Raw genomic sequence first — 12,678 nt, forward strand, 5'->3', positions numbered from 1 at the left:
CAGCGGCCCTACACCTCAAACGCCGAACGCCAGGCCGCGTTTCCCGACTGGCTGGACTGGTACAACTACCACCGACCCCACACCGGGATCGGCGGCCAACCACCAGCCAGCCGCGTCACCAACCTCTCCGAACAACACAACTAGGGCGTGTTGTGAAAGTGCTTGCCGTGGGTTCGGGGGTGAGCGGAGCGGTGGCCCTTGATCAACGCGGCCGGGCTTCATAACCTCGCTCGATGGGACATGACGACCTTCCGACTCTTGAACTCGCCTTCCCGGGTCCGGAACGTGACCGTGGTGTGGCGGCGATCCTGAGCGGCCAGAAGACCGCACTCACGGGTCTCCTGGAGATCTACGAACACGCCGGCGAGGCAGTACCGGTGACCGGACAGCGATTCTGGGTGCTTGATTCCGAAGGTCGTCCGGCCGTCAAGATCGAGCTCGTCGACGTGCGCGTCGTTCCCATGAAGGAGATCGACGACGACTTCGCACGAGCAGAGGGACGCGGCTACTCCGACGTGGCGGAGTGGCGGGCAGCGCACGAAGAGTTCTTCCGGAGCGATGGCGTGAGCGAGTACCTGGGACGCACCCCGGTCATTGATGACGACACTCTTGTCGTTGCAGAACGCTTCCGAGTGGTCGAGCCCGACGACTCGGGTGGTCCGTGACCGACTCGATGGGAGTCCGGAGGATCAACCGGACAGGCCCTGTGAGTGCCGGTACGGCTGCTGGTCATAGCCACTCGTTGATGGCTGCGACCAGTACGGTTGCCTCGTAACGGACGGCGAGCTTGTCGTATCGCGTGGCGACGGCTCGGTGGCGCTTCAGCCGATTGATCCCGCATTCCACCGCGTGGCGCTCCTAGTAGTCGGCCGTGTCGAACTTGGGCGGTCGGCCGCCTCGGGAGCCGAGCTTCTTGCGGTTGCGGACTTGGTCGGCCTTCTCCGGAATGGTGCACGCGACACCTCGTCCGCGTAGGTAGGCGCGGTTCGCTCGAGAGCCGTAGGCCTTATCGGCACGGACCTTGTCCGGCTTGGTGCGGGGCCGGCCCGGGCCAATGCGGGGCACCCGGATGCCCTCCAGTACGGGCTGGAACTGCGGGCTGTCGTGCCTCTGTCCGGCGGTCACGAGCAGGGACAGAGGCTTCTGTCCCTGCTCGACCGCAAGGTGCAGCTTGGTGGTCAGTCCGCCGCGCGAGCGTCTCAGGCCGTGGTCGTCAGGCTCGGCGTCGACACCACCAGGACGCTCCTTCTGCAGATCCCCCTTTTGCGAGCCCCGGCGGCGTGCTGGTGCGCGCGGGCGATCGTGGAGCCCACGCTGACATCCCACGTGATCAGGCCCTTCACATCGGCTTCGGCCTGCAGTTGCTCGAAGATCCGCTTCCACGTGCCGTCGCGTTGCCACCGCCGGAAGAGGTCGTAGGCCCGATCCCACGGCCTGTACCGCTCGGAGAGATCCCGCCACGGCGCACCAGTCCTGGTCCGCCACCGTATGCCGTCGATCAGCTGCCGACGGGTCCACGTCGGTGGCCGTCCTGGCTTCTTACCCGTCGGCAACAACGGTTCAAGCCGCGCCCACTGGCCATGCGTCAGATCACCACGCCCCACGGCAAGTGATCATTTCACGACCATGATCCACTTTCGCAACAGACCCTAGATCGACTTTCGCAACAGGCCCTAGGTGTGCTGTCCGGACAGCACACCTAGGCCGTGTCTCCCAACTCAGGCGGTATGAGGGACACCGCCAACTCGTAGACTCAAGACGTGGCATTCATGAGCACCCCGCACTGCTGCTTCCTGTGATCGGAAGACGTTGAGGGCGACGCAGTCCGGCGTCGCCCTCCTTGGTGTGCCTGCCGCGTGAACCACGCCTTGGCCGCTGCCCGTTCCTTTCCGTGGCAGTGAGTTCTGAGCGCGCACAGGCACAGTCTCTTCCCTTCACCCTTGCCAGGAGTGCCTCGTGCCCGTGTCGCTTCCCCCTGCCCTCGAACGGTTCCTCGACCTGCTGCGCTGCCCGACGTGCCGTACACACCGTCTACACCCCGACCGGGGTGCGTTGCACTGCCCGGCAGGTCACGCCTTCGACGTCGCCCGTCACGGCTACGCCGCCCTGCTGACCGGCACCCGTGCCACCAGCGGTGACGACGCGGCCATGGCCCAGGCCAGGGACCGTTTCCTGGCCACCGGCACGTACACGCCCATCCGTGACGTCGTGGCCCGCCTGGCGGCCGACTCCGCACCTGAACAGGCCACGGTGGTGGACGTCGGGTGCGGCACCGGCCACTACCTGGCCGGCCTGCTCGACCAACTGCCCGGCGCCTGTGGTCTGGGGCTGGACACGTCGGTGCGCGCTCTGCGCTCGGCGGCCCGTGCCCACGTACGAGCCGCCGCGGCGGCCTGGGACGTCTTCCGTCCCTTTCCGCTGGCCGACGCAGTGGCTGATGTCGTGCTGAACGTATTCGCCCCGCGCAACCCGGCCGAGTTCCACCGAGTACTGCGTCCGGCCGGCCGACTGGTCGTGGCCCGTCCGACCGGCCGTCACCTGGCCGAGCTGCGCGGCCGGGTGCCGGCGATGGTCACGATCGACCCGGCGAAGGAACAGCGCCTGCACCGGGCTCTGGATCCCTCCTTCGAAGCCACCGTTACCGAACACGTCGAGTTCACCGTGCCTCTGACCCAGCAGAACGCTCTCGACCTGGTAGGGATGACGCCGAGCGCACGCCACGTGAGCAGTGCAAACCTGACCGATGACCATCTGCTCCCCGACCAGGTCACCGTCTCCGTGCTGGCCACCGCCTACCTGGCTCGGTGACCACGAGCAGGCGCATCCGCCTGCTGACCGACGAGCAGTGGGCACGCCTGGCGCCCTGCCTCCCCTCCAACACGGGGAAGGCAGGGCGTCCGTTCGCCGATCACCGTCGCATCATCGAGGGGATCATCTACCGATATGGCACCGGGATCCCGTGGAGAGATCAGCCGCGCGAGGCGTTCGGGCCCTGGCAGACGGTGTGGAAACGCCATCGCGGATGGGCGGCGGACGGCACCTGGGACACGGTTCTGGCCCAGCTGACCACTCAGGCGGACTCGATCGGCGGGATCGACTGGACGGTCTCGGTCGACTCGACGATCAACCGGGCCCACCAGCACGCCACAAACACGGTTCGGCCGGAGAAGTGCACCGACGCTGCCACTTGCCGCGGCGAGAGCAAAGCCACTGTGGCCGAAGGTGAGTCAGTGGGCCGCGCAATTGGCCGATCCCGCGGCGGTCTGACAACCAAGATCCACCATGCTGTGGACGGCAACGGCCGCCCGCTGGCCGTCGTATTTACCCCAGGCCAAGTCCATGGCGGGCAGGTCCTGCCCCTCGTGTTGGGCGACATCCGGGTCCCGCGACTCGGCCGGGGCAGGCCACGAACCACACGGACACGCTGCTCGCGCACGCCCACTGCCAGACGGCGCGCGATCGCCGCGTTTCCCGCCCCGCCCGCTGCGGCCAGCGCGATCTGGGCCCGCATGACCTGCCTCCCCTGTGCCTTCGCCGATGAGGCGATCCGCTGCAGTGCACCGCGCGTCTCCTCGTCCAGCACCACCGGCACTGCCGCACGTCGCCCAGAGCCCTCGGCCATGAGTAATGATCACGGCCGGGGACCGGTCAGGGGCGGCAGGATGGGTCCGTGCCGAAGAACCCGCCCGAGTCCATGCAGCACCACTTGCGCCAGACTCGCCTTCCCGCGGCCCCCCACGAACTTCTACGGAGCAGCACTAAAGCCAGGGTGGGCCGACCCCGTTCCGGGTCGGCCCACCCTGGCTTTCGGCCTGTTCTACTTTCTCTTGAGGGTGAAGTTCTTGGTGACAGTTGACTTCTTCTTGATCTTCACCGTCGCGACGGTCGGCTGGAAGCCGTCCTTGGCGACGATGACCTCGAGCGGGTTGTTGCGGACGTCGAGCCACAGCGCGTATCCACCGTGGGCGTCGGTCGTCAGCGTGTAGCTCGTGGCCCAGGTGTCGATCTGGACGGTGGCCCCGGCGATCGGCGCGGTGCCGCCGTCGCCCGTGACGCCCAGCACCGTTCCGGTGATCTTGCCCCAGGTGGCGGGCGGAGCGACCTGCATCTGCACCGGAAGCCTGGGCAGGGAGTACGGAGTGTCGGAACTGAGGGACAGCTTGGCGGTGAAGTCTCCCGGCTGGGTCACCTCGGCCACGGAGGCGTCCAGGGTGATCGTCACCTTCGCACTCTTACCGGGCTGAAGGGTGAGCTGCTGCTCGCTCTCGCTCAGCCAGCTGACGTCGCCCGACTCCCCTTGGTCGTAGCCCGGCAGCACCTCCACCGTCGTGGTGGGGGTCGCCAGCGCGACGCCGCCGCCGACCTTGAAGAAACCGAGCGCGCCTCCGCCGCGGTAGGTGGCGGTGTCGGCGTTGGGGAGCGCGGTCCAGGTGCCGGCCTGCGGGTCGAAGGCGAAGGCCTGGTTGGTGATGCTGTTCCCGGTGACGCCACCGCCCGTGACGAGCAGGCCGTTGGCTGCGGTGTACGCGGCGCCCCAGAGGGTGACGGGCAGGTCGGCGACCGGTGACCAGGCGTTGGTGGCGGGGTCGTAGACGTAGGAGTGCTTGACCTCGCTGGTGCCGCTCAGACCACCGCCGCAGTAGAGCTTGCCGCCGATGCCGGCGCACGAACTCCAGGAGATCGACTCCGGGTAGTCGGCCACCGTGGACCAGGTGTCGTCGGCCGGATCGTAGGCGGTGACATCCTTGCTGCCGCAGGATTCCGCCGCGCAGCCGCCCACGACGTAGAGCTTCCCGTCGAGCACGGCGTTGCCGGAGCCGGCGTAGGGCTTGGGCGAGGAGGCGCCAGTGGTCCAGGTGTTGCTTCCCGGATCATAGATCTCCAGCTTGGAGTCGGGGTCGCCGCCAGGTCCCCACCCGCCGACGGCGTAGAACCTGCCGTCGATGAATCCGTGGGCGGGATCCTCCCGGGTGTCCGCCGCGGCGGCCAGCTTGGTCCAGGTGCCGGCGATCGGGTCGAGGACGTACATGTCCTTGGTGTCGGCGCTGCCGTTGAAGCCGAAGGCGGAGTAGACCTTCCCGTCGTCGGTGGCCACGGCGTTGTCCATCAGCTTCACCGGCAGGTCGGCGGCCGCCGACCAGGCGTCACCCGCGGCTCCCGGGACCACCTTCGGGGTGCTGCCCGCGGCGGACGCGGTGGCCTTGCTCGACAGCGGGGAGTACGTGCCCCTGACCAGTTTCAGCGGGGCGCCGCCCGCGGACGCGATGGTGAACCCGCCGGGCTGTTCTCCCAGCTTGACGGTGGCGGCGGCCGTGCCGGTGTTCTTGACCGTCAGGGTCTTGGTGGTCTGCTCGCCCCAGCCGACCGACGCGGTGACCGAGGTCTTGTCCAGCGTCAGCTGCCCGGCGCCGAGGGCGAAGTCCGCGCCGACCGCGCTGTCGGCCCGTACCTTCACTGTCTTGTCGAGCCCGGTGTAGTGCGGCTTCGCCGCCGTGAAGCCGTGGCTGCCGAGGGAGGAGAACAGAGCGTAGACGCCGTCGCCCAGGGCCGGGTCGTCGGGGGTGGCCAGGGTCACGGTGCTCTGCTTGTCGTCGTCCTTGCTCGTCACGGTGGCGCCGACCAGACCGGCGGAGGTGTTGGCATCCGTCACCGTGCCCGTGAGCAGACCTCCCGGGACAGGCGTGACCTTGCGCTGGCCGATGAAAACGTTGTCAACCTTCCACCACCAGCCGAACGAGCCGGTGAAGTGGAAGCGCAGCTGCACCGATGCCTTGCCGGCGTAGTCGGTCAGCGGGAGTTCGACTTTCTGCGCGCCGAAGGTGGTACCGGTGGCGGACCAGATTGTGGTCCAGGTGGTGCCGCCGTCGGTGGTCGCGTCGACGTCCGCGCTCTGGCCCCCGATGGCCCAGTAGTCGTCGGCGAAGGCGATCTCTGGAGTGGGCTCGCCCGTGAAGTCGTACACGGGGCTGAGCAGTTGCGTGTCCTGGTGCACCCCGCCGCCGTAGTGGTCGCTGTCGACGATGGCGAACCCGCCGTCGCCGCCGGTGGTGTTGCCTCGCGAGCCCGGGTCGTCGAAGGCCCAGCCGCCGGTCGTCCCGTCGGCGTTGACCACACTCCAGCCCTTCGGGGCGGAGTCGGTCGAGTCGAACGGCTCGGTGGTGCCTTCGTCCCGCACCGAGTAACCGGCGGGCTGGGCGGCCGCCCAGGGGTCGACCGGCACCGCGGCGTTCAGGCTCAGGTCGGCGTCCGCGACGGTGATCTTCCTGGTGAGCGACGTGTAGCCGGGGTAGGCGCTGTCCACGTGCAGGGTGTAGTCGTGGCCCTGGGGCAGCTTCAGGTCGAAGGCACCGGTGAGGGGGTCGGTCCACACCGGGCCGCCGGGAACGCCGTCCGCCGTGATCTTGGCGTAGAGCGGCCAGCCGTGGCCGGAGCCGTCGGTGACCTTGCCGGAGACGGTCCGGCTGGGGACCGGGGTCAGGGCGAAGTTCTTGGTCAGGGTGTCGCCGTCGGCGAGGGAAACGCCGGAGGCGGTGCCGGTGGCGTAGCCGTAGGCTTCGACGGTGATGTCGTAGCTGCCGACCGGCAGGACGAGCGAGTAGGCCCCGTCGGCATCGGTGTGCGCGGTGCCGCCGCCCTGGGTGGTGACGGTGGCTCCGGCGACCGGCTTGCCGGTGCCGGCGTCGGTGACGGTGCCGGAGAGCTTTCCGTGCGGGCCGCTGCGGAACGCCGCGAGTCCGTCGGGCGTGCCCAGGCCGGTGGGGCCGTCGTAGCCGGCACCGGCGGTGCACAGATACGCGGGAGTGCAGGTGCCGTTGTCTCCGGCGGTCACGTCGTTGAGGCCGGCCCCGGAGGCGTACGGATAGGAGTTGGGGTACGTACCCGCGACGGGGGTCCCGGCGTCCGCGTACACGGCGGCGATGATCGGAGAGGCGGCGCTGGTGCCCCCGTACACCTGCCAGCCGCCACCGCCGTAGGTCTGGTAGACCGCGACACCGGTGGCCGGGTCGGCCACGGCGGAGACGTCGGCGACGGTGCGCTTGTCGCATCCGGTGTCCGTCTGGAAAGCCGGCTTGGGCTCGTAGAGGGAGCAACCGGACCCCGGGCCGAGGCCGTTGCGGTTCCAGACCGACTCGGACCAGCCGCGGGCGGTGCCGGAGTCCCGGACCAGTGAGGTACCGCCGACGGATGTCACGTACGGGGAGACGGCGGGGTAGGCCACCCCGTAGTCGCTGTCGCCCGAGGAGGCGACCACGGCGACACCGGGGTGGTTGTAGTGGGTGTCGTACGTCGTCTCGTCCGGGGCCTCTCCGCTGCCCGGCGTGCTGCTGTAGTTGGTGCCGTAGGAGTTGGAGACGTACTTGGCGCCGAGCGCGACCGCCTCGTCGACGGACGCTCCGAGGTCCTCGAAGCTCGGCTGGTCCGCCTCGACGAGCAGGATGTGCGCGTTCGGCGCGGCGGCGGAGACCATGTCCAGGTCGAGGGAGATCTCGCCGGCCCATCCGGAGTCGGGTGCCGGGTAGTCGGTACCGCCGCGCTGGTCGACCTTGGTGAAGCAGCCGTTGGCCGTGGTGCAGGCGGACAGCCCGTACTGCTCGCGGTAGACCGCCAGGTCGGCCTCGGCGCTGGGATCGTCATAGGCGTCCACGATGGCGATGGTCTGGCCCGCTCCGCCGTCGGCGGGAAGGTTGTAGGCGCTCCGCAGGTCGGCGGCGCCGTAGCCGCTGGGGTCGACGGAGGGGGCCAGCAGCCCCTTGACGGCCTTGGTGTCGGTCCGACGCAGGGCGAAGCAGGTGGCCTCGCCCTTCTTGGGGGTGGAGCAGGAGGGGTCGAGGTCGGCTTTCTTCTTGCCCGACGTGGCCGACGTGGCCGACGTGGCCGACGAGGCCGACGAGGCCGACATGGTGGACGGTGCCGTCGCGTGGGCCGGTATCTGTATGCCCACGACCGTCATCGCGGCAGCGCTCAGGACGGTCAGACAGGCGGCGGCTCTGACGCGTAAGGCTGAACGGGTTCTTGGCGAGGTGCGCAAAACGTTACTCCCCACTTTGCCCAGCATGGGTCGACTCGTACGCGGTTCCCGGTCGACGGCGAATGCGGGTCGTCGCATTCACCGCAATCAATTGGCATGCCTCGGGGCGCGAATGACAATAAAATCCGTGTTACATGTACATGTCGTAAGTCCAATGCCGCGCAAAGCGGAAACTCCGGCCCGGGGTCGGAAATTAAATTCCCACGCCAATTCGGCCCGCCGCTCGAAGAAGCGCGGGGGCCATTTCTGGAAGGTGATGATTCTCGGTCGGCTGCAGGCGTCCGGGGTTCGCTGTGCGCACCCTGCGGAGGCCACGGGAGTCGGGGGCCGGAACATGAGGTGAAAGCGGAGATCACCGCGCCGGTGACCTGTGATCATCCTGACCTCGGCAGTCACACCTGGCAAGATCCCCCGCCTGCGGGCCCGCGCAGTTGCGCACTTGCGTAGCATCGCGGTGAACCTCGTTCCGATCTTCCGAGGAGTCGCTGATGGACGTGTCGGACGTGTCGTCCTTAGAGTGCGGTTCGCACTGTAATGCCGGGTTTGGTGTCGCTCGATGGGGTGGCGTTGGGGCATCTCTGCCGGTCAGGCGTTCGGGGTTCGCTTGGGTGGAGGAATGAGTGGCCGCCATCCGTACCCGAGTGATCTCACCGACGAGCAGTGGAAGTTGATCGAGCCCGTGATCAGCGCCTGGAAGGCCGAGCACCCCTCGGCCACCGGCCATCAGGGCAAATACGCGATGCGGGAGATCGTCAACACGATCCTCTACCAGAACCGCACCGGCTGTCAGTGGGAGTACCTGCCGCACGATCTGCCGCCGAAGAGTGCGACGTACTACTACTTCGCCGCCTGGCGTGACGACGGCACCGACCAGACCGTTCACGACCTCCTGCGCTGGCAGCTGCGCGAGAGCCGGAAGCGATTAGCCGACCCGAGTCTGGTGGTCCTGGACACCCAGAGCATCCACGCGGCCGTCGGCGTCCCGGCCGACACGACAGGCAAGGACGCTTCGAAAAAGGTGCCGGGCAGGAAGAGATGCCTGGCCGTGGACGTGTTGGGCCTCGTCGTCGAGGCCGTCGCCCTGCCGGCGTCCGCGCACGACAACGCTGCCGGCATCGCCCTGCTGAACGGCGTGGCCGCGCAGACCGACACGGTGCGCAAGGCCCTGGTCGACCAGGGCTTCAAGAAGAGCGTCGTCGACCACGGCAAGACTCTCGGCATCGATGTCGAGATCGTCGAGCGCAACCCGGCCGAGAAGGGCTTCGTCCCGCAGGCCAAGCGATGGATCGTGGAACAGACGAACGGGATCTTGATGTTCTACCGCCGTCTCGTGCGTGACTACGAACACCGGCTCGCCTCCTCCCGCTCGCGGGTGTTTTGGGCGATGACGTCGGTCATGGTCCGCCGCCTCACCGGCATCACCCTCCCCTCCTGGAGGGGCGCGTGAGTGAGATCCCCCAGGTCGAGGCCGTACTGGCCTACGTCGAGGTCCGCGAAAAGGAAGTCGCCGAGCAGGCCGGACGGCTCCGAGACCAGATCGCCGAACTCACCGCCCAACTCCGCGAGTTCGACACCGAGAGCGAGAATCTGCAGATCACCCGCAAGACCCTCCTCAGCCTCCCCACACCCGCCCCCACACCGGCACCGGCACCGGCACCGGCACCGGCACCGGCACCGGTCGACGATCCACCCTGCGCCGAGGTGCCGGAACACCCCGCCTACCAGCAGATCCTCACGGTCCTCGCCGACACCGGCGGTCCGATGCGGGCCCGCGACATCTGCGAGGCCCTCGACCTGCCGATCCTGCCGAAGAACACCGAGGGCATCCGGTCCAAGCTGAAACGCCTGGTAACCCGCGGCATCCTCACCGAGCCCGAGACCGGCTTGTTCACCCAGCCCCGCCCCTGAGCACCAGCCCACCCCACCGAGCAGCGCACCTCACCCAGACCTCATCGCGAATCGGGCATCACGGCGCGAACCGCACTCTTAGACGTGCTGTGGGCAGGCACCGGCCTGGGTGCTCCGGCCCGGCAGGCCCTGGAATTCCTGGTCGGCCATCCGGGCGCGGACGAGGACGCGGTCGCGGCGGGAATCGGACTGCCGGTCGCGACGGCCCGGACCGTCCTGCGGTCCCTGGAAGCCGAACTCCTCGCCGTACACGTCGGGGAACGGCCCTCGCGCTGGAGCGCCAGCCCGCCCCGCTCCTCGCTGGGTGCCCTTCTGGCCCGCAAACGACAGGAGTTGGCCAGGGCCGAGTTGTACGCGGAACAGCTCCAGGAGGTGTATCGCACAGCCCCGGGCCAGCAGATCGCCTCGGATCTCTTCGAGGTCGTCGAGAGCAACGAACAAGTCGGAGCCCGCTATGCGCACCTTCTGAGAGGCAGTCGGCACGAGGTGCTGCATTTCGCGAAGCCGCCGTATGTGACCTCGCGGATCACGCCCACCGATGCCTCCACCGCTGCCGGCGCCACGGTCCGCCCCGGTGTCCGGCTCCGGTCCGTGTACGACAGCGACGGAATCGCCGACGACGAATGCCTGGAGACGGCCCTCGGGGGCGCCGCCGCGGAAGGGGAACTGCGGCTTCTGCCCGGACTGCCCATGAAGCTGGTCATCTTCGACGGCATGGCGGCGATCATGCCACTGCGGAGGGACGATCCTGAGGCGGGCTCGCTCGTCGTCCACTCCTCGACCCTGCTGGAAGTACTGACCGCCCTCTTCGAGAGCGTGTGGGAGCGCGCGGTGCCCCTCTCGCTGGAAGGTCGACCCGCTTCGCCCCCGGTGAGCGCCGAAAGACAGGACGGCGTCCTCCACAGCCGGACGCGGGACATCCTTCGCCTGATGTCCGCCGGAATGAAGGACGACGCCATCGCGCGCTCCCTGCGGCTCAGCCGCCGGACCGTACAGACGCATATCAGTGAGCTGGGCAGACAACTGGGCGCACGGACCCGCTTCCAGATAGCCCTGCTGGCCCAGGAACGCGGCTGGTTCGAGGATCGGGAGGAGTGACCGGCGCTCCCGGGGCGGGCCAAGGGCTTCGCCGTGTTGAGTCATCTGTTCGGAGGTAAGCCACCACAGAGTACGGTCCCGCTTGCTGCGGGTCTTGAGAGTGGGGCGCCCACCGGGGGCGACTCCCGGCATCTGATCGGGCAGCGAGTCGATGTCCTGCTGCCGCATCACCACCGACAGGACATCTGCATCGACTCCCACCGCGCAGCCCGCGGCAGTGTCGTCGCAGAAGGCGTGGTTGACCGCCTCGCACACGGTCTCCTCGTCGTTGGCGACCAAGGCCTACCACCACTGACCGGCCTCCGCGGTCAACTCGCCGTGGACGGCCTGCAGGCGCGCCTCCTCGGCGGCCAGATAGGCAGGGGCGTCTTCCTCGGCCCTGCGCTTGGCCGCGGCCCGCTCGGCGCGGGCGAAGAGGCCCAGACCCGCCAGGTGATGCGCCTGAGCCTCCGCCAGGGCCCAGGCCGGGCTCAACTGCTGAGGCCCGGGCACCACCGGCGGCCGGAAGGGCGGGAAGGACTGCAGATGGACACTGGTCGTCTGCCGCCGCAACTCCTCCAGCTGGGCAATCGCCGCATCCCGCTCCGTCTCCTGCTGGGCCCGCTCGGCCTGCCGGCGAGCACGCTCCAACTGCGCTGCCGACGGGGCCACAGCCCGCGAACGGGTCGTACTGGTGCGGCGACGCCCTCCGCCCAGGGAACTGGAGGCAGAGAACGCGCCCACCCCCGAAGAGATCCGCGTGCCACCACTGCCCATGCTGATCCGCGCTGCACGAGGCCCCACGGAGGTGCGTACACCCCGAGTGGAGATCCGCACACTCATCTCCGGCACACCCACACGAAACCCGAAAGCCGTGATCCCTCTTCCCTCTTGCCTTCCTCACGCAGGGCCCACGGCTCTCGCCGTGATCACCCCGGCCTCCCCACACGACCTGACCGCGCTGCGGCCTGCACCACACATGAGGACTGGCGAGCCGAAGGGGCCGCCTCGGCGTCGGCTAAGCAGCCACGCCGTCGTGCCTGCTACTGTAGAAGACGGCGACACCGCCGTGATGGGAGCACGCTCCCTGGTGATGAGCGGCGTAGCTGTAGGTGCCGTCATTGCACAAGGCGGTAGCCCCTGCCGAATCAGCCGTGCCGCCGGAACTCGACGAGCCCCCCGATGACGAACCGCCGCTGCCGCTGCCCGAGGACCCGGAACTTGGCTTGTGTGTAGCCACGGGCGCCGGCTTGGCCGTCTTGGCCACGGTGACCGCCGGGGAAGGCGCTGCGGTCTTCGTGGCGGTAGCCGTGACGGTGACCGTCGGGCGCGGCGCGGGACTGGCCGCGCTGGAACTGCCACCACCGAACGCGGCACCGACCGCGAGCAGCGCGAAACCACCGACCCACACACGCTTGCCCTTGTGCAGCGGGCGAATATCAGGCATGCGGACAGGCTCGGGCGGACGAACGGCCCACGGCCCGGGCTGATGCTGGCTCACGCAACGATCCCCCCATGACAGGCACCTGAGGTTCCCCCGCTGTGCGGGGCGGCTGACTAGCCGGTCAGGGCGGTTTGACGTGGTTTCAGGTTCACTTGTTCGGTCGCTGCCTGGTCGGCGTAGTGCTTCTCCTCGTACTCGATCGGGCTGAGGTAGCCGAGCC

The 12,678-nt window shown here is 68.6% G+C and carries 9 protein-coding genes and 2 pseudogenes; 7 read left to right on the plus strand and 4 right to left on the minus strand.

The window, feature by feature from the left end:
- Both JF597_RS05880 and JF597_RS05885 read left to right on the plus strand, forming a co-directional pair.
- Positions 1 to 144, plus strand: a 144-nt coding sequence (locus tag JF597_RS05880; RefSeq protein ID WP_293990250.1) for an integrase core domain-containing protein, incomplete at its 5' end; no start/stop codon positions are given.
- Positions 145 to 233: 89 nt separating this feature from the next.
- On the plus strand, positions 234 to 665 hold the full coding sequence (locus tag JF597_RS05885) for an ASCH domain-containing protein (RefSeq protein ID WP_293990209.1): 432 nt from the start codon (positions 234 to 236) through the stop codon (positions 663 to 665).
- 64 nt (positions 666 to 729) lie between these two features.
- Here the strand turns inward: JF597_RS05885 and JF597_RS05890 are convergent.
- Positions 730 to 1,604, minus strand: a pseudogene (locus JF597_RS05890) (IS5 family transposase).
- Positions 1,605 to 1,956: 352 nt separating this feature from the next.
- On the opposite strand from JF597_RS05890, the gene JF597_RS05895 reads away from it, so the two are divergent.
- Both JF597_RS05895 and JF597_RS05900 read left to right on the plus strand, forming a co-directional pair.
- A complete protein-coding gene (locus JF597_RS05895) occupies positions 1,957 to 2,808 on the plus strand; it encodes a methyltransferase domain-containing protein (RefSeq protein WP_293990236.1) in 852 nt (283 codons plus the stop codon).
- Positions 2,805 to 3,416 (plus strand): annotated as a pseudogene (locus JF597_RS05900) (IS5 family transposase); the annotation flags it as partial. The gene JF597_RS05895 and the pseudogene JF597_RS05900, both read left to right, overlap by 4 nt.
- Before the next feature lie 401 nt (positions 3,417 to 3,817).
- Here JF597_RS05900 and JF597_RS05905 read toward each other — a convergent pair.
- Complete coding sequence (locus JF597_RS05905) at positions 3,818 to 7,951, minus strand: carboxypeptidase regulatory-like domain-containing protein (protein ID WP_293990238.1); 4,134 nt, start codon at positions 7,949 to 7,951, stop codon at positions 3,818 to 3,820.
- 694 nt (positions 7,952 to 8,645) lie between these two features.
- On the opposite strand from JF597_RS05905, the gene JF597_RS05910 reads away from it, so the two are divergent.
- From JF597_RS05910 to JF597_RS05920, 3 genes are all read left to right on the plus strand, one after another.
- Entirely contained in the window at positions 8,646 to 9,476 is an 831-nt protein-coding gene (locus JF597_RS05910) for an IS5 family transposase (RefSeq protein ID WP_293990240.1), read from the plus strand.
- A complete protein-coding gene (locus JF597_RS05915; RefSeq protein WP_293990242.1) occupies positions 9,473 to 9,937 on the plus strand; it encodes a hypothetical protein in 465 nt (154 codons plus the stop codon). Before JF597_RS05910 ends, JF597_RS05915 begins: the two co-directional genes overlap by 4 nt.
- An 84-nt stretch (positions 9,938 to 10,021) precedes the next feature.
- The gene (locus JF597_RS05920) at positions 10,022 to 11,035 is read left to right on the plus strand and encodes a LuxR C-terminal-related transcriptional regulator (protein WP_293990244.1); all 1,014 of its coding nucleotides are present in this window, start codon (positions 10,022 to 10,024) and stop codon (positions 11,033 to 11,035) included.
- Positions 11,036 to 11,317: 282 nt separating this feature from the next.
- On the opposite strand, the gene JF597_RS05925 is transcribed toward JF597_RS05920, so the two are convergent.
- Both JF597_RS05925 and JF597_RS05930 read right to left on the minus strand, forming a co-directional pair.
- On the minus strand, positions 11,318 to 11,665 hold the full coding sequence (locus tag JF597_RS05925) for a hypothetical protein (RefSeq protein ID WP_293990246.1): 348 nt from the start codon (positions 11,663 to 11,665) through the stop codon (positions 11,318 to 11,320).
- A gap of 367 nt (positions 11,666 to 12,032) precedes the next feature.
- A complete protein-coding gene (locus JF597_RS05930; protein WP_293990248.1) occupies positions 12,033 to 12,461 on the minus strand; it encodes a DUF3761 domain-containing protein in 429 nt (142 codons plus the stop codon).
- Positions 12,462 to 12,678: the final 217 nt, after the last annotated feature.

Source organism: Streptomyces sp., assembly GCF_019510245.1.
Taxonomy (GTDB): domain Bacteria; phylum Actinomycetota; class Actinomycetes; order Streptomycetales; family Streptomycetaceae; genus Streptomyces.